Origin of the sequence: Moorena sp. SIO3B2 (assembly GCF_010692525.1) — a bacterium.
Taxonomy (GTDB): domain Bacteria; phylum Cyanobacteriota; class Cyanobacteriia; order Cyanobacteriales; family Coleofasciculaceae; genus Moorena; species Moorena producens.
In genome coordinates this window covers 1-22,792 of the sequence record NZ_JAAHHE010000060.1, presented here as the reverse complement: position 1 = coordinate 22,792, position 22,792 = coordinate 1, and the positions used below count along the sequence as shown (strand labels likewise).

General features: G+C 42.9%; 20 protein-coding genes and 1 pseudogene. 9 read left to right on the top strand and 12 right to left on the bottom strand.

Annotated features, from left to right (window positions below):
* Positions 1-1,082: 1,082 nt before the first annotated feature.
* The gene (gene psbN / locus F6K38_RS15795) at positions 1,083-1,214 is read left to right on the top strand and encodes a photosystem II reaction center protein PsbN (protein WP_008180512.1); all 132 of its coding nucleotides are present in this window, start codon (positions 1,083-1,085) and stop codon (positions 1,212-1,214) included.
* 138 nt (positions 1,215-1,352) lie between these two features.
* Here the strand turns inward: psbN and F6K38_RS15790 are convergent, their stop codons facing one another.
* Positions 1,353-3,785, bottom strand: coding sequence for a sensor histidine kinase (locus F6K38_RS15790; protein ID WP_081431866.1), 2,433 nt, complete (start codon positions 3,783-3,785; stop codon positions 1,353-1,355).
* Between the two features lie 355 nt (positions 3,786-4,140).
* Between F6K38_RS15790 and F6K38_RS15785 the strand changes: the two genes are divergently transcribed.
* Together F6K38_RS15785 and F6K38_RS15780 are read left to right on the top strand one after the other, a co-directional pair.
* Positions 4,141-4,812 carry a HEAT repeat domain-containing protein gene (locus F6K38_RS15785; protein ID WP_008180506.1) on the top strand — a complete coding sequence of 224 codons (672 nt, stop codon included), beginning with the start codon at positions 4,141-4,143 and terminating at the stop codon, positions 4,810-4,812.
* 121 nt (positions 4,813-4,933) lie between these two features.
* Positions 4,934-5,506: a phycobiliprotein lyase gene (locus tag F6K38_RS15780; protein WP_008180504.1), complete on the top strand. Its 573-nt coding sequence runs from the start codon at positions 4,934-4,936 to the stop codon at positions 5,504-5,506.
* A gap of 306 nt (positions 5,507-5,812) precedes the next feature.
* Here F6K38_RS15780 and F6K38_RS15775 read toward each other — a convergent pair whose 3' ends face one another.
* The 6 genes from F6K38_RS15775 to F6K38_RS15745 form a co-directional block, all read right to left on the bottom strand.
* A complete protein-coding gene (locus F6K38_RS15775; RefSeq protein ID WP_008180502.1) occupies positions 5,813-6,319 on the bottom strand; it encodes a hypothetical protein in 507 nt (168 codons plus the stop codon).
* A gap of 278 nt (positions 6,320-6,597) precedes the next feature.
* Positions 6,598-7,398: a hypothetical protein gene (locus F6K38_RS15770; protein ID WP_008180500.1), complete on the bottom strand. Its 801-nt coding sequence runs from the start codon at positions 7,396-7,398 to the stop codon at positions 6,598-6,600.
* Between the two features lie 390 nt (positions 7,399-7,788).
* A complete protein-coding gene (locus F6K38_RS15760) occupies positions 7,789-8,166 on the bottom strand; it encodes an S-layer homology domain-containing protein (RefSeq protein WP_008180496.1) in 378 nt (125 codons plus the stop codon).
* A 12-nt stretch (positions 8,167-8,178) separates the two neighbouring features.
* Positions 8,179-8,265, bottom strand: coding sequence for an S-layer homology domain-containing protein (locus F6K38_RS15755; RefSeq protein ID WP_229414343.1), 87 nt, complete (start codon positions 8,263-8,265; stop codon positions 8,179-8,181).
* Positions 8,244-8,843: an S-layer homology domain-containing protein gene (locus F6K38_RS15750; RefSeq protein WP_229414341.1), complete on the bottom strand. Its 600-nt coding sequence runs from the start codon at positions 8,841-8,843 to the stop codon at positions 8,244-8,246. The genes F6K38_RS15755 and F6K38_RS15750 overlap by 22 nt, the downstream gene beginning before the upstream one ends.
* Positions 8,773-9,822: a DUF1565 domain-containing protein gene (locus tag F6K38_RS15745; protein ID WP_008180492.1), complete on the bottom strand. Its 1,050-nt coding sequence runs from the start codon at positions 9,820-9,822 to the stop codon at positions 8,773-8,775. Before F6K38_RS15745 ends, F6K38_RS15750 begins: the two co-directional genes overlap by 71 nt.
* A 174-nt stretch (positions 9,823-9,996) precedes the next feature.
* On the opposite strand from F6K38_RS15745, the gene F6K38_RS15740 reads away from it, so the two are divergent.
* Together F6K38_RS15740 and F6K38_RS15735 are read left to right on the top strand one after the other, a co-directional pair.
* The gene (locus F6K38_RS15740; protein WP_287249803.1) at positions 9,997-10,986 is read left to right on the top strand and encodes an ABC transporter ATP-binding protein; all 990 of its coding nucleotides are present in this window, start codon (positions 9,997-9,999) and stop codon (positions 10,984-10,986) included.
* 241 nt (positions 10,987-11,227) lie between these two features.
* Positions 11,228-12,025 (top strand): ABC transporter permease, encoded by a 798-nt coding sequence (locus F6K38_RS15735; protein ID WP_008180488.1) that lies wholly within the window; start codon positions 11,228-11,230, stop codon positions 12,023-12,025.
* 55 nt (positions 12,026-12,080) lie between these two features.
* Here F6K38_RS15735 and F6K38_RS15730 read toward each other — a convergent pair whose 3' ends face one another.
* Positions 12,081-12,230 carry a hypothetical protein gene (locus F6K38_RS15730; protein ID WP_154659694.1) on the bottom strand — a complete coding sequence of 50 codons (150 nt, stop codon included), beginning with the start codon at positions 12,228-12,230 and terminating at the stop codon, positions 12,081-12,083.
* Positions 12,231-12,659: 429 nt separating this feature from the next.
* Between F6K38_RS15730 and F6K38_RS15725 the strand changes: the two genes are divergently transcribed.
* Complete coding sequence (locus F6K38_RS15725; protein ID WP_008180486.1) at positions 12,660-13,595, top strand: pyridoxamine 5'-phosphate oxidase family protein; 936 nt, start codon at positions 12,660-12,662, stop codon at positions 13,593-13,595.
* Between the two features lie 170 nt (positions 13,596-13,765).
* Here the strand turns inward: F6K38_RS15725 and F6K38_RS44195 are convergent.
* Together F6K38_RS44195 and F6K38_RS15720 are read right to left on the bottom strand one after the other, a co-directional pair.
* Positions 13,766-13,879 (bottom strand): annotated as a pseudogene (locus F6K38_RS44195) (toxin-antitoxin system HicB family antitoxin); the annotation flags it as partial.
* Positions 13,880-13,967: 88 nt separating this feature from the next.
* Entirely contained in the window at positions 13,968-15,884 is a 1,917-nt protein-coding gene (locus F6K38_RS15720) for a serine/threonine-protein kinase (RefSeq protein ID WP_287249799.1), read from the bottom strand.
* 793 nt (positions 15,885-16,677) lie between these two features.
* Between F6K38_RS15720 and F6K38_RS15715 the strand changes: the two genes are divergently transcribed.
* Entirely contained in the window at positions 16,678-18,252 is a 1,575-nt protein-coding gene (locus F6K38_RS15715; protein ID WP_287249797.1) for a GldG family protein, read from the top strand.
* Between the two features lie 155 nt (positions 18,253-18,407).
* On the top strand, positions 18,408-19,043 hold the full coding sequence (locus F6K38_RS15710; RefSeq protein WP_287249795.1) for a restriction endonuclease subunit R: 636 nt from the start codon (positions 18,408-18,410) through the stop codon (positions 19,041-19,043).
* Positions 19,044-19,079: 36 nt separating this feature from the next.
* On the opposite strand, the gene F6K38_RS15705 is transcribed toward F6K38_RS15710, so the two are convergent.
* Positions 19,080-20,009: an RpnC/YadD family protein gene (locus F6K38_RS15705; RefSeq protein ID WP_287250952.1), complete on the bottom strand. Its 930-nt coding sequence runs from the start codon at positions 20,007-20,009 to the stop codon at positions 19,080-19,082.
* A 123-nt stretch (positions 20,010-20,132) separates the two neighbouring features.
* A complete protein-coding gene (locus F6K38_RS15700) occupies positions 20,133-21,158 on the bottom strand; it encodes a FliH/SctL family protein (protein WP_287250954.1) in 1,026 nt (341 codons plus the stop codon).
* Between the two features lie 438 nt (positions 21,159-21,596).
* On the opposite strand from F6K38_RS15700, the gene F6K38_RS15695 reads away from it, so the two are divergent.
* Positions 21,597-22,792: P-loop NTPase fold protein (locus F6K38_RS15695; protein ID WP_287356906.1), on the top strand; the 1,196-nt coding region annotated here is incomplete at its 3' end.

Sequence of the window (22,792 nt, the reverse complement as noted above, 5' to 3'; positions counted from 1 at the left end):
CCATTAATCCACGATTCAATAGGTGCATTTTCCAATGGCCGGGGAACCCGGCCTTGGGTCGCACCTCAATATTGATACCACTGTTTCAGTCCAAAATCAAGAGACCCCGTCAGGCAATTCCCCGGAGACGAAACCTTAGATAGGGTCGCCTTATTACAAAAGACTTAACCCTTTTATGCAAGACGGTTCGCGGAGCGGCTATGGGCGAGCATCACCTATAAAGGCGACCCTATCTTACGGTAACTTCTAACCCGCTAACCCTTACTGGCACTGCCAGACGCTGCTTAACACGGGTATAACGGGAGACCCCAAGCCTTGTGTAGGTTGGAAATTTTGTGAGCTACCGACCTTAGTCGATGGATACCATGTATCAGCTTACACTAAGGAGGCACTAAACCAAAGACATTTATGCTCAACAAGCCGCTTGAATTCAATGAATCCAGACTCGGCAATAGTTTGAGAGAGTTTGCGCCAGCTGCACATCCTTAAGACATGTTTAACTTGCAGGACTATCAAAGCGTGGTTTTTGCCTAAGTACCTGGTGAGGTAAGGGTCGTGGAAATTACAAATTTATATTTGCCGGATGTGGGGCTACATACCCAGTGATGACGCGCCACGTCACCTTTTCCCAAGACAATTAACACATTATTAACACAGTACCTTATATTTGTCAAGCCTGCCGTTCACCACAAGTAATCTTTTTGAGGGACTAGGATTTTTTTATCAACAAACATCAACAAAAGTACACGAAAATCTAAAATATTGTCGAACACTGTCTAACACTGTATAGTATTTATCAGTTTGGCCATGTCTGTTAACAGTGTTAAGATTATGTGCTATTCTTAAAAAAAAGCAATAAAACTAAAATTTGTTAAGACAACATCAAAAAAAGCTACCATTGACTCTGATTCTACTCCTAACAATAGATCCCCTTTAGCTCGCGTTTGGCCTGATCGTTAAAGCACAGGTAGGGGTAGCTGCTCCCATGCTCTCCCTCAAGTAGTCAGCTAAATGTGGAGGTTTGTCGAGGTTTTAGAGAGCAGAGTCTCAAAAAGAAAACAAACTAATATTTTATTTCAGCCATGGAACCCGCAATAGTCCTTAGCATTGTTATCCTTGTTTTTGTGATCGGTATCACTGGTATATCCATTTACACCGCTTTTGGACCCCCTTCAGCGGAATTAGTAGATCAGTTTGAAGAACATGAAGACTAAGAAAATGGTGTTCCATTCAAACCGGGAAAGTCACAAGCGATTAGGGTAGCACAACTCAACTATCAGTTAACCGCTACCCTTAGGCAAAACATAGCCTTGGGCAACAGACCAAGCATTCCCTTAAGCATAGAAGGTAGATTAAAACTTGATCGTCAAACTGTTGTCGTGTCCATTGAGTTCGGAGCCTTGAGGAGCCGGAATTTGCACGGTAAATGTAGTCCATCTCTGAGAGCTTTCTACCTGAATGATGCCGTCGAGCTGCTTGACTAGCTCCTTTACCAAAGCTAGACCTAATCCTGTACCACCTCTCTTCCAAGGATCAGCATTAGGAATGCGATAGAACTTATCGAAGATGTGGGGTAATTCCGTATCAGCAATCTCAGCTTGATTGCTGATTTTAAATATTACCTTGGGTACGGTATATGATCCGACCAAATCCTGATTGTTTTGGTAAAAAAACTCAAGAATAATCTGCCTGTTGGCTGGAGTATATTTACAAGCATTGTTGAACAGTTCTGTCACAATTCGCCCGAAGCTGGTCTTGTCAATCAAAACCGATGGCAAATTATCTGACAGAGTCAACTTCAGGATTTGCTGTTGTGCCTGGATACGGGAGCAAAAGGAATCAATGATTTGGTGTAACCAGATTTTCAAGTCTACTACTGTTCTCGAAACCTGATAAGAGGCGGTTTCTAAACGCTGCAAGTCGAGTAAATCGTTGATTAGTTCAATTTCTCTGTAACACTCAGATTCTAAAATCTCTGTATAGCGCTGTCGTCGTTGACTCTCCGGAGCAATTTTGAGCATCTGTATTGCCATTTTCATATTGGATAGAGGTGTGCGCAGTTCATGAGAAACGGTACTTAAGAAATCATCTTTGAGCATGTTTAGTCTCTGTAGTTCCTGGATTCTCTCTCGTAGTTGTTGGGTGCGCTCAAGTACTTGCCGTTCTAAGTCGGTGTTGAGGTTAGCCAGACGCTGATAAAGCTGGCCTTGCTGAATTGCGATCGCAAGTTGCTCAGCCATCGACTGCACCAAAGTCACTGCGCCATCAGACCATTGGTAATCACTATCAATCTTGATCAGGCACAGTTTTCCCCAAAGGCGGTTTTGAAACCTTAGTGGTACAAGTAACCCATGGCAACTATCCTCAAGGTTTAAGTTGCAGCTATTGTTAATACGCACCACTTCGAGATTTTTGATCTTGCGATTAATCTCATTGTCCGCATCGGGAGTTTCAGCCCCCAAAGGGCTACTCAAGTTAGGGTGTTTACTACATTGAGATACCGTTAACCAAACCTGCCGCTGTGGCAGATATTCTTGAATTTCTACTAGGTCAACGTCCAACAGCTGACTAATTCCTTGAGTGGCTGTGCTAAAAATCTGCTCTAAATCAAGAGAGCTACGAATCTTTTGAGTAAACTGATTGAGCGTTGCTTCCCGTTGGGCTTTGAGTTGGTTTTCCTGATAAATTTGAGCCTGCTGAATCGCAATTCCTACATGGTCTGCTACTGATTTCCACAAATTTCTTTCCCAAAACTGCCACTGTCGTGGTCTACTACACTGATGGGCAACCAGTAGTCCCCACAGAGGTGAGTCTTTAGGTTGGTTTTGGTCTAGTTGAGGGTCACAAATGATCGGAACTACCAAGTTAGCAACGACTTGAAACTGAGCTAGGCAATTAACTTCATAGGAGGACAAGCCCCCAGAATCAGAATAGATATCTTCAATCGCTTGGATTGGAGCATACCGGTACTGATTAGCATGGGTTTCCCAGAAGTGGGGATTATACATTTCCCTACCTGTAATCGGCTGCCAGGGTGATTCTACAGACTCTACTGTGAATCTACCTCTCCAATCCGACTCGAAGCGATAAACTGCTACCCGATCTGCTTGTAACAATCGACGAACTTGATTAACTGTGGTATTTAGAATTGTCTCCACATCTAAAGACTTACGAATGCGGGCTGCAAAGTTTTCCCGAAGGGAATCACCCATTGCCTGCCTCAGCTTATCTTGAGCCACCTGGTTAGACAGTGCGTTCGCGTAGCGTGGCCTATGGCCAATCGCGTAGCGTGACCTACGGTCAATCTCTGCCTGTTTGCCCTCTTTAGCATCAACGACAGTTGCTACAAAACCAATCTGTTTCCCTACCTGATCTTCCAGGACACTAATCCTAAAATCCCTAGCCAATTGGCTACCGTCTTGGCGTTGAATGAGCAACTCACCCTGCCAAAACTCTAACTGGGACAATTGAGCAAAAATTTCTTTGATGGCAGCATGACTTCTAGGGGGAAACATGATCTCGGATAGCTGCGACCCAATAACATCTTGGGCTTGCCATTGATATAGCTTACAGGCATAACTATTCCAATGGATAATTGTTCCATCCATATCTATGGCAATAACCCCAATAGGTAAGTTATCTAATAAACAAGCCTGAAAGTGAATTTGCTCTTGTGCCTTTTGGTATTTGGTTTCCTGAGCTAATAAAATTTCTTGAAGCTGCTCACAAGCTGCTTCATCGACTGTAAGCTCACGTAGAATCTGGAACTGCTCTAATCTCATCATTGATGTCTCAAAATCGAACGATCAGCTCTCAATTCAACAGTTACCATCAGCAAATGTAGCTGTAGTGACTGGGGTGGTTGTATTTCTCACATCAGCCTGTTTTCTATTCTTACCTGTACTCAGATGCAGAAAGTTGAATTGATTTGCCATAGCTAGTTGACTAAAAAATTTCCATATATACAGCCATAGCATTCCCAAAACTATGACTCAGAGCGACAATTGTGTAGAAACATTGATCTAGCAAGCAGGTCAGAACGATTACTTTACCAGACAGCTGAGTAGATTCTTAACGGATCACAACCGTTGCTCATACTCCCCTGAGGTTAATTGTCAACCAAACCCCCAACAAACTACGATGTCCTCTAATTTAGAACAACTTTCGGCTCAGCTGGAAAGCCCTAACATGCGCGATCGCTTGATGGCTCTGGCATCACTACGGGATGTTCAAGCCAGTGATGCCGTGCCCCTAATTAAAAAGGTACTTGATGATCCCAATTTACCAGTTCGCTCTATGGCTATATTCGCCCTGGGAGTCAAGCCTACGGAAGAATGCTACCCAATTTTGGTCAAATTCATGGCAACTGACCCAGATTACGGAATTCGTGCTGCTGCTGCTGGGGCTTTGGGATATCTAGGTGACCCCAAAGCCTTTGAACCTCTAGTTAGGGCGTTCTACGAAGATACTCAATGGTTGGTACGTTTTAGTGCTGCTGTTTCCCTAGGTAATCTCCAAGATCCCCGTGCTCGTGATGTGCTGACCAAGGCGTTAGATAGTCAGGAAGTACTAGTCCAACAAGCTGCTATTGCTGCTTTGGGGGAAATCAAAGCTACAGAAGCTATAGACGATATTCTACGCTTTGCCCAGTCAGAGGATTGGATAGTGCGTCAACGTTTAGCAGAAGCCCTCGGTCAACTGGGTCAGGACAAAAGTATCTCGGCATTAAAGTATTTGGCAAAAGACAGCCATCCTCAAGTGTCTGAAGCTGCTCAAATGGCTATATTGCGTTTGTCTGAAGCCTCAAGCTAGTGTAGCATCCTGGTAATTGGGCTAATCATAGCGCGATAGAATCAACAGTGCACCACTTGATTCCAATTACCAACATCACTGATCTACCACGATCTACCACAAATTTTTACAATCTTAGCCAATGGATATTAAAGAGTTTTTTGAGCAGAGTGCTGGCAGATGGTTTTCTCAACGTACTAGTAATCATATTACCTCTCAACCCATGAAAAATGGTAAGTCCAACATCACTATGGAAATGCTATCTGGTGATGCCCCAGAGGTGATAACACTCTGTAAACAATACCAAATAGAGCCTGGTATGGCTATATTTGGTTTAAAAGTGATTTGGGACGGTACAGTAGTAGGAGAGCAGAAAAAGCAAACTGGTTCCACTGTTGTTGTAGCTGTTCCCAACCCAGAAAATCCTGACATTGGCAAACTATTGCGAACTAATGGTGATGTTGAAGAAACTTCCTTTCTTGATGCAATAGCGAGTGGGGGAAACCCCCTTTGGCCGACTGCATCGCTAAAATGTCGTTACAGTATCAGCCAGGATGATGTTTTAACAATGATTACAGAGGGGAAAACTCTATATGCTGAAGAACGTTTTTGGTTTGCTAGCCCTAACTTTCGCTTACGAACTAACGTTCTCCAGCAGGGGGGGCAATTAACCATGGCTTCTTTGGCCACAGAAATTCGTCTTGGTGTTACCTGAAAGGTAAGCATTCAGTCAGCTATCAGCTATCAGCTATCAGCTATCAGCTATCAGCTATCAGCGAACAGCGATTAGCGCTACGCGCACGCTGTCTTGATGCAATAGCGAGTGGGGGAAACCCCCTTTGGCCGACTGCATCGCTACTTGAGGTGCTTTTGAATAAAACAGGTAAGCATTGGTTTAATCTGAGTTACCTCCCAGGGTCGAAGCCTGTGCCACAAGGCACCTCAAGTAGCGTGAGCCAAAAGCTCACGGCTGACCGCTGACCACTGACCACTGACCGCTGACCGCTGAATGCTTATAGTCTCAATTATTAGTATTTATGTTATTGACTACAAAAGGCTTATCGATAGGTTTTGGTTCTTTACTGTAAGCACTTTCCAGGACTTTGTTCCTGACTAAATTTGCCTCATATTCAGAAAAATAGCCAATCAGGGTACCTCGCCACACTTTCCTGAGCATATATCTCTCTGATGGCACCTGTATATAACCGGCTGGGGCATAGTTATCTTTTATAAATGAATCAGACTTAATCACCTGAGAATTTTTAATATAATCATGTTTTGATTTAAATAGCTTACAATTGTAATTGTAAGCCCATTTGTTAGATATAACGACTCGTTTAAGATTTATTTTATTCAATAAATAACTTGTTGGTACAAAAACAGCAAATTTGCCATCAGGAATCTTAGCACAGGCTCGGGCAGAGTAGTTTTCAAAAATTATTTGGGCAAATAATGTCAGCTGTATTCCAAAAATTAGTCCGGCTATTAAACCAGAAAATAGGGGAAAATAAAAACTTTTTTCATGCATCCAATTTACCTCTATTTACTGTGACTAAAGGACTTTATAATGGAATTAATTATATAAATTAATCGCTAGATATATACCTAATATATTAAATATTAATGAAGATTACTTGATAGTTTGATGAAAGTTTATAAAAAATAATTTAATCACAATGGGGTATGCCATAGGGGGATCAGGGAGGATTTGGTATGATTAGCTCCGAACGCGCCCCGCGTGACCAAAGGTCAATCGCGTAGCGTGGCCTACGGCCAATCATCCCACGGGGATTAATCGTGGGATGGTTAACTTTGATCCAAGTTAACAGTGGCCTGAGAAAGACTCTGTGCCTCTGACCTATTTTCAACCTCCTGATCTTCCGCTGAATCACTGACCTGCTTATCGACTACGGTAGCTGTGACTGTACCAGAGTCTTGGTGCTGGACAACTGCCTTCAGCTTTTGGTAGACATCTGAAGAGTCTGGTGGTGGATGAAATTGGTGAATTGGCTTCTTGTTAAGCTCATAACTTGACCAATCTACATTGTAGCTAGGACTAGCACGGGCTTTGGTCAGAGGCTTTGGGAAGCTTTCTCTGGGCTTGACTGATTTTTCAGGTATTTTGGATGATATGCTCTTGGCTGGGGGGGAAGTGTCCTGTTGGCCTGTTGGTGGTGCTTGGAGTGTCTTTGACTCAAGCATCCCTTGCTCTGGTGTAGTTTCATCGGAACTAGTACCTAGAGAGGTTTCAGCAACATTGTCTACCCACTGTAAACTTAGTTCTAAGCTCTCGGTTGTGGATCTACTATCAACCGGAGCGGTTAAATTTTGGGGAAATTTACGACAAACCATCCGCTCAAACTCATGATTAAAGCGATATATAGGCTGTCCTCGTCGTAACCAGACTGCCAAAATTTGCTCTACAGATATCGCTTTGTAACGCCCTTGATAAAGTGCCTCAATCACCGCTAGACGCACCCAATTGGCAGGATAGTTCTCAAGCCATAGATTGACTAATTCTTCTACAGTGTAACCCCTGAGCTCAAACCCATAGTGACTGAGCAAGGCAAGGGCATAGGCAATGGCTAAATCTGAGTCATTGGTCATGGGTAAAAGGGCTCAAGGTGGGAAGGTGGTACGATTCCAGGTGGAAAGGTCGCACATGTGGCAAATTATTGACGCACAGCGGCTTCTGGCAACGTCGCTTGGTAATATAACCTATATCCTGCAACCAGCAACCTGCAACCTGTAACCTGCAACCTGCAACCTGTAACCTACAACCTGCAACCTGTAACCAGCAACCAGCAACCAGCAACCAGCAACCTGTAACCTAGAACCTGCAACTAGTTTTGGTAGTGAGTTGGTTGGTCAGTGAAATCAGGACTTAGGACTTATGACAACACTATACGGTGAGTTGAACTCAGTGACACGTCCTGTCTTCACCAAGGCCTGATCGATAAATGCGAACGCGCCCCGCGTGGCCTACGGCCAATCGCATCAGCTCGCTTTGGCTTCTCCCTTGGGATGGAACAGGGTTGGGTTGGGGTGGTTAACGACAATTTTGGCGATGGTAGCGTACGCAACTGCTTCGGTAGCATAAGCAGGAATATCCTTCCAATCTTCATAAATTTTAGAAATGTCAGAAGACTCTTTCACTGACTTCCCTAGAGTTTTGGCTAAAGACAGCCCATTGACTAGAGAGGCAATCAAATCAACACGGCGCAAGGTCTGCTGAGGATGGAAGGTTTGGTCTGGGTATCGAGAGAGAAAACCACCACGATAGGATTGGTTGATAGCTGGTAATGCCCAGAAATTCAGGGGGACATCAATAAATTGGGTAACTGGACGGATTGGATTGGGGTCAAACACTTTCACCAGTAGGGCAGCTTAATCAGCCCAAGTTAGAGGGGCATCTGGTTGAAAGCTGCCATCGGCAAAGCCACTAATCAGGTTTAGACTACCGAGGCGGCGAATAAAATCTTCTGCCCAGTGTCCAGGTATATCGCTAAAGGAGGTAATGTCAGGGTTAGGGTTAACAATATAAGGAGATGCGAACGCGCCCCGCGTGGCCTACGGCCAATCGCATCTGCAGAGCCTGTGGCTACCAATGCTTGGTAAATCAATGCTGCCACCTCAGCACGGTTAATCGGCCTCATGGGATTGAGCTGATTGGGTTGGGGATAATTCACTACCATTCGTCTTTGAGTTGCTGTGGCTACCGCTTGGGTAGCATAACTGGGAATTTGAGTGCGATCGCGATAAAACCCGAGTTCGCTAGACTCACCACCTGTTAACCCCAAACCCTTCACTAGGGATACCAGACCTTGCACTCTGGTCAGATTTTGCTGGGGGCGAAATGTTCGATCGGGGAATCCGGAAATAAAACCCATAACTGCTGCTTTCCGAATTGCCTGTGATGCCCAAAATTTCGCGCTCGAATCCACAAACTCCCCTCTGCCTTTACCCACCTGCCGTGGGCTTTCAAATGTTTTGGCAATAATTGCTGCATACTGTGCTAAGCGTGAGGTTGGCTTCTGGCTTGAATGTGCCATCTCCAAAGCCACTAACTAGTCCTCTAATCACTAATTCTCCAATAAACTGGCTTGCCCAATGACCTGCCAAATCACTGAATTGAAATGGACCAGTCTGTCGGACTGGAACTTGAGATGAACGTAACTCTACCGCACCCTCAATTCTAGATGGATTGAGCTGATTGCCCACCGAAACTAAGCTGACAGAGGTGCTATTTTGGAGATCAGCCTTACCATTATTGCGCAGGATATTACCCGCTGGGTCTTGAGAATTGCCTAAATCTGGTCTAGCCCTACCATTAACCACTAAACCACCATGAGTATTGTTCTCAATCAGATTACGACGCAATACTGGTTGCACCTGACGCATCAAAACGATTCCAGCTCGGTTACCTAGTATTTTATTATCTGCTATTAACGGTGCAGCCGAGTCGCTGATGGCAATCCCATAACCAGTCTTTTGACAAACATTGCCTCGCACTTCCCCTTTGGCATTACGCACCAGAAAGATGCCACTGGAAGCGTTAGCGATCAATACATTATCCAGAATCATGGGTTTGGCTGTGCCAGTAACAAATATCCCTTCACGACCACAGCGAGTAAAGGTATTATTGGCAATAATCGGTGAGGTAGATTCAATCCAGAGCGCTGTCCCCAATTTGCCCGGATTAGTAACCGTTACTCCTCTTAATTGGGCCTTGGAATCCAAACGGATGGTAATATTTTGACGATTAAACGTGGGGCTGACATAGTTCCCACTGCCGGAAATCACAATATCCTTACCTTTGGTCGGTTCATTGCCGAGAACCATTACCATCTTAGGAATAACTAGAGGAAAAACTTCGACCCTAGCAGCATTATAGGTACCAGCGGCTAAGTGAATGGTAGTTCCAGCAGTGGCAATAGAAAGTGCCTTAGTCAAGGTTTTAAACGGAACAGTATCACCAGTATCGCTATCCTTACCAGTGACTGGGTTAACGTGAATAATAGATTTAACCATATTAGTCAGTAAATGGCAATTAACAATTCACACGTAATACTTAACACCTAATATTTAACAGGTAATAATTTAAACTTAATAGTTTATTAACAATACTTAATAGTTAATATTCAACACCTAACATTTAACAGATAATACTTAATACCTAATACTTAACACGTAATACTTAAAAATATGATAGAAGTAGAGCATCTAAGCAAAATCTATGGCACCACCCCAGGGATAGAGAATGTTACTTTCAGGGTTGAACCAGGAGAAATCCTAGGGTTCCTTGGACCGAATGGTGCAGGGAAAACCACTACCATGCGAATTTTGGCAGGTTATTTACCAGCAACCCATGGTACTGCCCGAATTGCTAATTATGATGTTCATGAAAATTCTATGGCAGTACGACGCCGAATTGGTTATTTACCGGAATTTCCGCCACTGTATCCGGACATGACCGTTGAAGGATTTTTGCACTTTGTTGCCCGTATTAAAGGTGTTGCTGCAGGCGATCGCACTACTAAGGTCAAAACTGCCATGGAGCGCTGTAACATAACGAGCAAGGCCAAGCTACTGATCCGCAAGCTTTCTAAGGGCTTCCGTCAACGGGTGGGTATCGCTCAGGCGATTGTACATGACCCACCGGCCATCATTTTAGATGAACCTACAGTCGGTCTTGATCCTCGGCAAATTATTGATGTCCGTAACTTAATTAAGAGCCTTGCTGGTGACCATACTATTATCCTCTCAACCCACATTCTACCAGAAGTGAGTATGACCTGTAGCCGGGTAGCTATCATCAATGAAGGCAAAATTGTAGCAACAGATAGTCCAGAAAAGTTACTGGCGGAGTTAACCGGGGGATCAGGTTATGAATTAGAAATAGATGGTGATGCACAGGAGTTACAGAAATTATTACAAGTTATACCAGGAGTTTGCCTGGTGGAACTGGTTAATGATCACAATTTACCTGGCGGACGATCTTTATTCCACATCGTATCAGCACCGGGAGCAGAACCCGCACGGGATATTGCAGCTGTGACTGTGGGAGCTGGTGTAGGGATATACGAAATGCGACGGACTCGCGCTACTCTGGAAGATGTCTTTTTGAAACTGACTACCACCGAAAAACCACTGCCTCAACCAGATCCTGATTTACAGGAGTCTGATGAAGGATGAAGGATTAATAATGAAGAATTAATAATGAAGGATTAATAATGAAGGATGAAAGTTATTTTTTCCCCCTTTAAAGAAGTAACATTAAACTAAATAATAGTAATCGTTTAACTAACTAACCTTCAACTTTAAACCTTCAACTTAATTAACTAACCTTCACCATTGAAGCTTCACCATTGAACCTTAAACCTTAAACCTTAAACCTTAAACCTTCAACCTTAAAATTACTCTATACAATAAAAAAATGATTATAATTAGCAATATATTAGCCATTTTTCGTAAAGAATTACAGGGCTATTTTGCTTCACCATTCGCTTATGTGATCGCCGGTGTATTTTGGTGGCTGTCTGGCTCCTTTTTTGTGGAAATTCTTTTGGATCAAGAGGGGATTATTAACCAAGTGGCAACGGCAGAACAATTGGGTTTACCGATACCGCCAGTGGATGTTGCCTATGTATTTTTGCGTCAATTCTTGGAAGTGATGGGTTCACTGTCGTTATTTGTGTTACCAATTCTGTCGATGGGACTCTATGCTGAGGAACGCAAGCGCAGGACTTTGGAACTTTTGGCAACTTCTCCACTAACGAATTGGGCTGTAGCCGTGGGTAAACTCTTGGGAGTGGTGACATTTTATAGCTTTATGGTGCTACCCTTACTTGCCTATGAAGCGATCGCATTTAGTGCTACAGACCCCCCCGTTCAACCTATCCTACCCTTACTAGCCCACGTTGGATTAATTTTACTGGCAGCATCGGTGCTTTCTCTGGGGATGTTCATTTCTTCCCTAACTGATAGCTCAATTTTGTCAGCAATCCTCACCTTTGCTTTGGTTTTGGGACTTTGGGTGATTGATTTGATTGCTAAAAATGTTAGTGGACCGCTTGGAGAAGCCTTAGGTCATTTATCGTTGTTGGAAAATTATAAAAATCTGATTCAGGGTGTTTTGGATACTAGTAGTATAATTCTGTTTTTGAGTTACATCTTTATCGGTATTTTTCTAACTGCTCAGTCTATTGATGCATTGAGATTTCAGCGTTCTTAGTATGTAAGTATTCAGCGGTCAGCGGTCAGCGGTCAGCAGTCAGCGGTCAGCAGACTTAACTCAGATTAAACGAATGCTTACCTGTTGTCTTGATGCAATAGCGAGTGGGGGAAACCACGGCAATAGCGAGTGGGGGGGACCCCCAAGACCGCGCTGCCTCCCCAAGACCGTAATGGTGCGTTTGACCCGTAATTAAATTCGCCACGGGTCGCACCTCTGCATCGCTTATTCAAAAGCACCTCAAGTAGCGTGGCCATTCCCGTAGCGTGGCCAAAGGCTGATAGCTGAATGCTTTCCTCAAAACCTACCAATTTCTTACAGCAATTTCTGACATCGAACTAAGACTAGTCATTGTCAGTTAAACAACACCAGACAAAACTGAGACAAAAACTGAGACATTTTGCTCTTGTCTTCCTAGTAGTCTGACATTATAGAAAGTTCAGGGATAGGCAACTATTGACCTAACACCCCTGACTGGTTATATCCTGTCCGGTGCTGGGTGATAGTGTTCTTTAGCCCAAATCTGGACAGTTTTATATTTTAAAGACAGACAGATTAGATACAGACATATACAGAAATTCTGTGTACAAGAAAACTGCTGTTTTCTGTCTGACTATCCCCAAAGGAGTAGATTATGAGCTTTCACACTGGAGAGATTGCTGTTCAAACTCGGTCTGGGGTAAGGGAAGAAGCTGAGAAACTCAGCTCAATGATTACTCCCGTTATCAAACCGGCTGCTCAGATGCTCCTGACAACCCAACAATTAGCGATCGCTAGTAGTGTGGATACCAATGGCTTGGTTTGGGCATCACTGCTGACTGGTCAACCTGGTTTTGTCCAAGTTTTAGATCATCAAACTGTTGAGATTAACTGTATCCCGATCGATGGGGATCCGTTGTACGAAAACTTGGTGAAAAATGGAGTACTGGGACTTCTGGTGATTGACCTGACTAGCCGTAAACGCTTGCGGATGAATGGCTTGGCTAGAGTAGAAGGCCAAGGGCAGATTATGATGCAGACCACTGAGGTATTTTTCAACTGTCCCAAATACATCCAGCTGCGTCATCTAGAGACTGATACCCCTGAGTCAACGCAGCCAAATGAAATTCGCAGCTTTGAGGCTTTGACCACAACCGAGCAAGACTGGATTACCCAATCTGATACCTTTTTCATTGCCAGTTTCAATCCAGAAACTGGGGCAGATGCCTCTCATCGGGGTGGATATCCGGGATTTATCCAGGTGATCAGTGATCATCAGCTAGTGTTTCCCAATTATGCTGGCAATAATATGTTTCAAACCCTAGGTAACCTGACAGTGAATCCCCATGCTGGTCTGCTGTTCATCGATTTTGAGCGAGGCAATACCTTACAACTAACAGGAACAGCCGAGGTGATTTGGGATCAGTCACGATTCACTACCGTTCCAGGAGCGCAACGGTTAGTGGAGTTTCATATTGACCAGGTCTTAGAGACAACTAATGCTAGCCCTATACGCTGGCGCTTTGGAGAGTATTCTGCCGCTAATCCTGCGGTTAAGAAGGAGAGTTTACCAGATGCCCTGGTTGTTTAACACAGGCAACAGGGAACAGGGAACAGGGAACAGGCAACAGGCAACAGGCAACAGGGAATGAAAAAGCTGATCACATAGCGCTGCATCACTTTTATGATCATGTTTTCGTCAATTCTTCATCCGAATTTCCGAGAGCCGAAGTTCTCTGTTCCCGACAACTGCCGCGAAGTCTAGTCTGTCAGAGCATCAATCAAAGCATCAAGTTTAGCCAGTATTCTTAAGGCTTCTTCTGGGTTGCCAGTTGCACTCATTGGTTTAAATCTGGTATGGGCATCAAATTCTGCTCCCCTCTCCCCAGACTATTCCCCCTGTTCCCTATTCCCTGTTCCCTATTCCCTGGGCACAGCGCTATAGTTTTTAGCTAACCTGCCACTACTTAACTCTTATTCCTTGTGTTTTGAGAGTGATTAGTTTAATTCCTGGATTATAAGTATAAACACGACGAAAACTAAGTGTAATCACTGAGGCATTCGGATCTAGGGGTTGTTTTAAGGTAATATAACCTTTAGTTGGTGTCCTAGAAGCCATGACTGTTCCATCCCAACTAGAGCCTGAATAACCTCTATAATTATTTCCTAAGTTATCAACGGCGATAAAATCTGAAAATCGGCTATCTTTATTATTGTAATTATAAGCTTTAAAATAAATTTTTAATTGGCCATTTTTCCACTTTTCTATCTTATCAACGACGAAGCGAGCGCCATTAACTTGTGGGGATGACCAATAATTTCTAAAAACTTGAGGGATTTGGCTTTGCCATTCAGCAATTAATCGTTGTGCTTCTTGATAAGATGGCGTAGGGTTATGAATCCGTTTGGCGATGGATATTGCTTGACTATACTGTCGCTGATTAGCATAGTGATTTGCCTTGATAATCAGGTTTTCTCCTTGTATTTCTAATTCAGCAGCTAGTCTTTCTAATTCAGCAGCTTTTAGTTTGGTTTCAGCAGTGTTAATAATTTGGATTGCTTGCTCCTGGAAACGTTCAGCCTTAACCTGTGCTGCCATTGCTTTGGCTTGTTGCCATTTACGTTTCTTTAGGTCTTGTTGAGCTTGTTGAATTAAATTTTGCTCACTTTGCCATTGCTTCCATTGAGTAATTAACTGTTGTGCTTCTTGGTAACTATTACTCTCAGAAGGTATTTTTTTAGCTTCAGTAATTGCTTTATAGATAAGTCTGGGGTTCTCTACTAGTTTAGTGGATTGATTTAGTTGTGCGACAGAACAGTCATTTAAGAGGCATATCGATTTTTCATTGATGCTCAAAAAATCCGGAACTTCTTGAGCTAAGTTAATACATTTTTCATAGTCTCCATTGCTCCAATGCTGTTGAATTTTACTTACTACTAGTTGCTCAATTTGGTTTAATCCGTAGGTAAGACCTAACCCTAAACTAATTACAGTAACTATAGCAGAACTTAGTCGTTTATTCAGGTTCTTTACTTTCAGTTTATTGCTAAACTCGGCTATTACTTTTCTTTGAATTGACTGTGGTGATGGAACCGATTTAAAAATACGTTCTAGATTGGCAAGACGCTTTTTAGGGTCAGGTTCTACCATCTTGTCTAGGTAGTTAAGAAATTCTTTGCTAAAACCTGAAGCTAAATGCTTGAATTTTAGACGATGATTGCTTAAATCAATTAAATTACTAATTTTCGCTGTTTTAATTCCTGTTACTAAACAAATCAGTGTCACTCCTAAACTATAAATATCTGATGCTTTATTGAGGGGTTGATTATATAATTGTTCTGGTGGCATAAATCCAGCTGTGCCAGCCATCGTAGTACTTACAGCAATTGAACTATAGGCAAGTTTTGCTAAACCAAAATCAATTAAGTAAACCCGCATTCTGTAATCTAACAAAACATTTTCTGGTTTAATGTCTCGGTGAATTATCGGATTATAAAAATGTTGGAGATAATCCAAAATTTCGAGCATTTGAACGGCAATTTGCTGAATTTGCTCTGGTGTAAAGCTTGGGTATGCAGACAAAGGTTGAGCGTTTTTGTACTCCTGTACCAAACAAACACCACCCTCAGGAGCAAAGGAGTCAAGATAGCGAGGAATCCTAGGATGGTGTAACTGTTTTAGTACCTTAATCTCACTTTCAATGGATTGGTAACCATGCCAGCTACTGTTATATTGAGCAAATTGAAATAGCTTGATTACAACTTTTTGCTTAGTTTTAAGATGGATGGCTTGATAAGTTACTCGACCACTGTGATAGTTCTGACCTAATCGTTTTTTGACTTGGTAGCCATAGTTAGAAAAATCCGGAAATTCGCTCATCGAATGTAGGTTTGTGCATCACTTACAAAATGTATACGCTTTATAGTACTCCAACTTCAACAAAATAATAACGGATTGAGTTTTAAGTAATTGAAACCCCAAGTCTATTTAGAGTTTGCGCTGATAGTGACCTGAAAGCTAGAGCTGGTAAGTATTGTGGAGCACTTGTGGCCCCCCAGTAAGTTTATACAAACTTTATATTTAAGCAAAGCATTTATACAAAGTTTACAAAAAAACTATGAAGGATAATCTTTTTATGGATAAAAATATTGTCAACTTATTCACCAATTTATAAACCGAACTAATAGTGTGGCTGGATGTGTGGAATCACTACTGAATGCTGAGTACTGAGTGCTGAGTGCTGATACCTGATAGCTAAATAATTATCTGATAGCTAAATAATTAGGACTTATGAAAATTAGTTATTTTAATTTTCCACTCTATAGCTGTCCTATGATTACCCGCTGAAGTTCCATGGGATGCTAACCATTGAGCCGCTACGCGATGCTAACCATTGAGCTGCTAAGCGATCGCATAATTACCATCTTAAGTTCGATGCGATCGCATAATTCCCCTCTCAAGTTCGATGTGATCGCATAATTCCCCTCTCAAGTTCGATGCGATCGCATAATTCCCCTCTCAAGTTCGATGTGATCGCATAATTCCCCTGTGAAACCCGCTAACGCCTAACCCCTAAGCCTAACCCCTAAGCCTAATGCCTAATACCTAGCGGGTTAAGCTGAATGCTTACAATCAGTAAGTAATGATAGTTGCAGCTCCCGTGAGGTTTGAGATGAAGACAAGCAAAACCAAGAAGTATCTCCTTTACCTTTTCTGGCTCGGGCCACTACTGACCATGGCGGGAATCACTGTCAGGATTATTACTGAAAAATGGTCCCCAGACGCATTAGGGTTACTGATTGCTGGTATTGTCATTAGTCTTGTGGGGCTAGTATTTTTAGCCCAGTTGGCCCCGAAATTTTGGCAAAGCCGTTCTACCCAAGTCGGAACCAATGCTATTATTTCTACCGTAGCTATGTTAGTGATTTTAGGGCTGATTAACTTTTTAGGGGTGCGCTATACCCAACGCATCGATTTCACAGAAAATCAGTTATATACTCTGTCACCCCAGTCCCAGCAAGTGGTGCAAAATTTACGACAGCCCCTTAAGGTTTGGATCTTTAATCCACAACCCAATCCAGATGACCGAGAGTTGTTAGAGAACTTTCGTCGGTATGGGTCAAACTTTGAATTTCAGTTTGTTGACCCTCAGCTAAAACCAGCACTAGCTCAGAAATTTGGTGTTCAGTCTATCGGAGAAGTTTATCTACAATATAAAGACAAGCAACAATTATTGCAAGCTGTTAATGATACCCAACCTCTGTCAGAAGCTAGTCTTACTAGTGGTATCGAAACTCTGACTCGGGAAATTTCGGTTAGGGTTTACTTCCTCCAAGGTCACGGAGAAAAATCCTTAGCAGAAGTAGAAGGGGGATTATCTGAGGCTGTACGTGTTCTAGAGGATAAAAATTTTACGGTTCAACCCCTTAACTTAGCTGAACGCTCAGAGGTTCCAGCCGATGCCTCAATCGTGGTTAGTGCAGGTCCGATGCGAGCATTTTTAGAAAAAGAAGTCAAAGGGTTACGTAACTATCTATCCAAGGGTGGTAGCTTACTATTGATGCTCGACCCTGATACTAATCCTGAATTGGATAGCTTTCTCAAAGACTGGGGAATTAAGCTAGACAGTAGGTTAGTGATTGACCCGTCTGCTCCAGAACGTTCCTTAGTGCTTGGTGCAGCAACTCCAATGGTGACCAGCTACGGGAATCATCCCATTACCACGGAATTTGGCGACGGATTTTCCTTTTATCCCTGGGCGCGATCGCTCTTAATTACGCCAGTAGATGGTATCCAGGAGACTCCTCTGCTAATTACCAATGATACAACTTGGGCTGAGAGCAATCCTAAACAGCAACCACTGGAATTGAATCCAGAAAGCGATCGCCCTGGTCCGTTAATCTTAGGTGTAGCATTAAGCCGTAAAGCCGAAGGGATTGATCAAGCTACTCCTAATGAGGATGGGAATAAAAAGACCTCTTCATCTCGTCTAGTAGTCTATGGTAACTCTAATTTTGCCAGCAATGGTTGGTTTGATCAGCAATTAAATGGTGATGTTTTTCTCAACACGATTAGCTGGTTAAGCAAGCAAGATGATCAAGTGCTATCTATCCGCCCTAAAGAACAAAACAATCGACGGATTAACCTAACAGCAATCCAGGCTGAGTTACTGGGTTGGACTGCCCTGTTACTTATGCCCTTAGTCGGGTTTACTACAGCTGGGTTAGTATGGTGGCAACGCCGTTAGCATTGATAACTGATATAGCATTATAGCAATTCTACGACTTGTGAGGTACAAATTATTGGGTTTTAGGGAGTAGGGAGTAGGGAGTAGGGAGTAGGGAACTTCGGAACAATAATTATCACAATTTATACAATTTATACACGGAACCCTATAAACTTATGACAATTCTACAAGCTAGTCACCTATCTCTAGAAGATGTGCATCATACCTTTGGCTTTCAACGGCAATACAATAGTTCATTAACTTCCCGGTTATCCCTAGACACTATCACTGAATTTGAGCAACGGGAGTTGGAACAAATTCGGACTGATTTTGATAATTATTTTATCGCGGGTAAAGTATCTGAAGGACTGGTAAAAGCCCTAACTGTTTTTCCATTACTGCGATTAGCTGGCTTCTATCGCTCTCCAATAAAGATTTCCTTGGAAGAAGGAATTGCTGATATTGATATTCAAGACCAGGATACCAAAATTACTGGCAGACTAGATATTCTAGCAATTAACAAAGCTCAACAGACAGTAGATCAAGTATCGTTTTGGGTCTTAGTTATCGAAACTAAAAACAGTAGTGTTGATGTATCCGTTGGGTTACCTCAATTACTGACCTATGCCTATAAGAGTTTAGACCATCAAGACTCAGTTTGGGGACTATCGACTAACGGATACATTTATCAGTTTATTTATATCCAAGCTGGCAATCCTCCGATTTATCAGTTGATGCCAGTATTAAACCTGATGGAATCGGAGTCATCGATTAAATTACTACAAGTTATTAAAGCTATAGCGCTCCTATAGCATTTCCATTTGATTTGTGAACATACTCCCTAGCGACTATGTTCGCTCTCCAAATCGAGTCAATAATTCTAGTCGAGACAATTGTAATAGTAGGGGGGTAAATTCTTCTGGAGAGAGTACCATCAATGGCTCAATGATTGCCAGCAGTTCCTGGTCTAGTTCACCAAAACGGCTACGCAATAAGTAAGTGACCATACTACGGCGTTCGTTTTGCTTGCCCTGGACTAGTCCCTCTTGTTTGCCAAGCTCGGTAGCTAATTCCAGTCGTTGTTGATATATCTGAGATAATTGCATGATTAACTCCCTCTCATCTTCTTCTAGGTCTTGATTTTGTTTGATACGTGCCTCTAATATTGCCAGCATGTCATATACTAATTCTAGGATATTGTCTTTGTACTGACTCCCGCTGGGTAGGGATTTCAACTCCTCAATCGCGTACTGTTGCACTCTACCTCTACCGAGAATTCTCAACCATAACGTTTCCGGAGTAACCGGCAGTTGGTGAATCGCCACAATGGCGGTATACAAGGATTTACCCAGAAAGTACATACCCCTGGGATAATTAACTAGATCTGGTTGAGCATGGAAGCTTTCTAAAAACTCTTCGGAAGCCGTTGGGGAGAGAATCCATAAACGAGGCAGTTGGGTGACCCTAACTTGGGCATTAGTGCGCTTAGCCTGACGGAAAAGTTGACCATGAACCTGGATCAGTTTACCGATACAACTGAGCACCTCAAATTTAGTAACTGGGTTGCGGAACGGTTCAAAAATAGCAGGAGTTGTGGCCAGTTTCCCCAGTAATCCTAGGCTTTGTCCATTAGTGGTTAGTGGCTGGGATGGCAAAAAGTAAACATCAATTTCTTGAACTTCCCCAGGCACTTTCCAGCTCGTTTCTACTTTCCCCAGGGGGTCGAGGAGTTCTTTAAGACATTGTTTGGCAAATTGGTCATGGACGTTTCTGGTCATGGAACACCCTCAGAACTATTGATTTAATTAGTCTTTAATTACTATTTAATTAGTCAGCAAAAACTCCGTCTCCACGAGCTAGTCAACCGGCACGACATTGGGGATTAATAACCACAGCCTCTATTAATTTCGCTCTCCAAATCGAGTCAATAATTCTAGTCGAGATAATTGTAATAGTAGGGGGGTAAATTCTTCTGGAGAGAGTGCCATCAATGGCTCAATAATTCCCAGCAGTTCCTGGTCTAGTTCACCAAAACGGCTACGCAATAAGTAAGTGACCATACTACGGCGTTCGTTTTGCCTACCTTGGACTAGTCCTTCTTGTTTGCCCTGGACTAGTCCCTCTTGTTTGCCCTGGACTAGTCCCTCTTGTTTGCCCTGGACTAGTCCCTCTTGTTTGCCTTGGACTAGTCCTTCTTGTTTGCCAAGCTCGGTAGCCAATTCCAGTCGTTGTTGATATATCTGAGATAATTGCATGATTAACTCCCTCTCATCTTCTTCTAGGTCTTGATTTTGTTTGATACGTGCCTGTAATATCGCCAGCATGTCATATACTAATTCTAGGATATTGTCTTTGTGCTGACTGCCGTTTGGTAGGGATTTCAATTCCTCAATCGCTTGCTGTTGCACTCTACCTCTACCGAGAATTCTCAACCATAAGGTTTCCGGGGTCACTGGTAGTTGGTGAATCGCTACAATCGCCGTATACAAGGATTTCCCCAGAAAGTACATCCCCCTGGGATAATTAACTAGATCTGCTTGGAAATTGAAGCTTTCTAAAAACTCTTCGGAAGCGGTTGGGGAGAGAATCCATAAACGAGGCAGTTGGGTGACCCTAACTTGGGCATTAGTGCGCTTAGCCTGACGGAAAACTTGACCATGAACCTGGATGAGTTTACCGATACAACTGAGCACCTCAAATTTACTAACTGGGTTGCGGAACGGTTCAAAAATAGCAGGGGTTGTGGCCAGTTTTCCGAGTAATCCCAGGCTTTGTCCATTGGTGGTTAGTGGCTGAGATGGCAAAAAGTAAACATCAATTTCTTGAACTTCCCCAGGCACTTTCCAGCTCGTTTCCACTTTCCCCAGGGGGTCGAGGAGTTCTTTAAGACATTGTTTGGCAAATTGGTCATGGACATTTCTGGTCATGGAACAGCCTAAAAACTATAGCAAAGGGAACAGGGAATAGGGAACAGGGAACATAGAAGAGGAAATCGAGAACAGGGAATAGTAAAAAATCATCTGTAACTCACAATTATTATAACCGATAATTAGTAATTTTGTTTAATCAAAAAACTGGAATCAGTTTTTAAAAACTGAGCCTAAATTTTAAGGCTTATTTAGCATCATTACAAAAATTTATCGGAATTATTTCCTACTCTTACCTGTTCCCTGTTCCTTGTTACCTGCTCCCTGCTCCCTGCTCCCTGCTCCCTAAAACCTAGAACGAAAGTACATCACCAAATTTAGAACTGCTATATAATAGTGACTAAGGTAAAGTGGGTGCATAAGGCCAGCTCGGATGAACCGTTCCATGTTCCAACCGCAGCTTGGTACAGAATAGGGGCAAAATAACTAATAAGTAAGATGACCGATTTACAAACGTTTTATCGAGCTACCAACCCCAGTAAAACCTTAGCGGTGGACAATGAGGATGATCGCAAGTATTACATTGATTTCTCTTCAGTACGCGGCGGTCAGATTATTGAAAAACTTAGAAAAAAGATTGCTATCTTTTCACCAAATCAGCCTACTTGTGAACTGTTTACTGGGCATATTGGCTGCGGCAAGTCTACGGAGTTGCTCAGGTTAAAGGTGGATTTAGAACGGTCAGGATTTCATGTGGTTTACTTTGAGTCAGATCAAGACTTGGAAATGAGCGATGTTGATATTAGCGATATTTTACTGGCGATCGCTCGTCGAGTCAGTGAAAGTCTGGAAGACGCTGGCATTAGCCTTCAACCAGGGTACTTCCAGAGGTTATTCGGCGAAGTCAAAGATATCTTACAAACACCGATGGAGCTATCGGAGGTAGAATTCTCTGTAGGGATTGCCACCATTACCAGTCAAGCCAAAGCTAGCCCTAAGCAGCGGGATAAGTTGAGAGGATATCTAGAGCCTCGAACCAATGGACTTATTGAGGCAATTAATCAGGAGGTGCTAGAGCCTGCTATCAATAAATTGAAACAGACCGGGAAAAAGGGACTAGTAGTTATTGTTGATAGCCTTGACCGGGTGGACTCTATTCAAAAGCCCTTTGGTCGTCTTCAGCCAGAATATTTGTTTGCGGATCGAGGGGCACAGTTGCGGGGACTGAGCTGTCACGTGGTTTACACTATTCCATTGTCACTGCGCTTTTCCAATGACTTTGGGATGGTGACTGAACGGTTTATGACCGACCCCGAAGTCCTACCAATGGTACCTGTGCATTTACGCAACGGTAGCAAACATGAAAAAGGAATAGCACTGCTGCGACAGATGGTGCTGGCAAGAGCTTTTCCAGATTTAGAGCCAAACCAGCGTCTGAGTAAAATTACAGCAATTTTTGACAGTGCTGAAAGCTTAGACCGTTTATGTGGTGCTAGTGGTGGTCATGTGCGGAATTTACTCCGGTTTCTCAATGATTGGATCATGGAGGAAGGAAAACTACCCCTTTCCCGTAATGGTCTAGAACGTATGATTAAGGCTCAGCTTCATAAACTTGTCTTAGCGATCACTAATGATGAGTGGGATTTACTGGGTAAAGTAGCTAAGGAGAAGAAAGTGACTGGAGATGATGGATA

Bases quoted from the DNA above. Each gene is read 5' to 3' on its own strand.
- F6K38_RS15750 (WP_229414341.1), bottom strand. From the start codon at position 8,843: ATGGCACATTCAAGCCAGAAGCCAACCTCACGCTTAGCACAGTATGCA.
- F6K38_RS15745 (WP_008180492.1), bottom strand. From the start codon at position 9,822: ATGGTTAAATCTATTATTCACGTTAACCCAGTCACTGGTAAGGATAGC.
- F6K38_RS15715 (WP_287249797.1), top strand. From the start codon at position 16,678: ATGAAGACAAGCAAAACCAAGAAGTATCTCCTTTACCTTTTCTGGCTC.
- psbN (WP_008180512.1), top strand. From the start codon at position 1,083: ATGGAACCCGCAATAGTCCTTAGCATTGTTATCCTTGTTTTTGTGATC.
- F6K38_RS15790 (WP_081431866.1), bottom strand. From the start codon at position 3,785: ATGATGAGATTAGAGCAGTTCCAGATTCTACGTGAGCTTACAGTCGAT.
- F6K38_RS15780 (WP_008180504.1), top strand. From the start codon at position 4,934: ATGGATATTAAAGAGTTTTTTGAGCAGAGTGCTGGCAGATGGTTTTCT.
- F6K38_RS15785 (WP_008180506.1), top strand. From the start codon at position 4,141: ATGTCCTCTAATTTAGAACAACTTTCGGCTCAGCTGGAAAGCCCTAAC.
- F6K38_RS15725 (WP_008180486.1), top strand. From the start codon at position 12,660: ATGAGCTTTCACACTGGAGAGATTGCTGTTCAAACTCGGTCTGGGGTA.
- F6K38_RS15735 (WP_008180488.1), top strand. From the start codon at position 11,228: ATGATTATAATTAGCAATATATTAGCCATTTTTCGTAAAGAATTACAG.
- F6K38_RS15740 (WP_287249803.1), top strand. From the start codon at position 9,997: ATGATAGAAGTAGAGCATCTAAGCAAAATCTATGGCACCACCCCAGGG.
- F6K38_RS15700 (WP_287250954.1), bottom strand. From the start codon at position 21,158: ATGACCAGAAATGTCCATGACCAATTTGCCAAACAATGTCTTAAAGAA.
- F6K38_RS15705 (WP_287250952.1), bottom strand. From the start codon at position 20,009: ATGACCAGAAACGTCCATGACCAATTTGCCAAACAATGTCTTAAAGAA.
- F6K38_RS15770 (WP_008180500.1), bottom strand. From the start codon at position 7,398: ATGACCAATGACTCAGATTTAGCCATTGCCTATGCCCTTGCCTTGCTC.
- F6K38_RS15720 (WP_287249799.1), bottom strand. From the start codon at position 15,884: ATGAGCGAATTTCCGGATTTTTCTAACTATGGCTACCAAGTCAAAAAA.
- F6K38_RS15775 (WP_008180502.1), bottom strand. From the start codon at position 6,319: ATGCATGAAAAAAGTTTTTATTTTCCCCTATTTTCTGGTTTAATAGCC.
- F6K38_RS15710 (WP_287249795.1), top strand. From the start codon at position 18,408: ATGACAATTCTACAAGCTAGTCACCTATCTCTAGAAGATGTGCATCAT.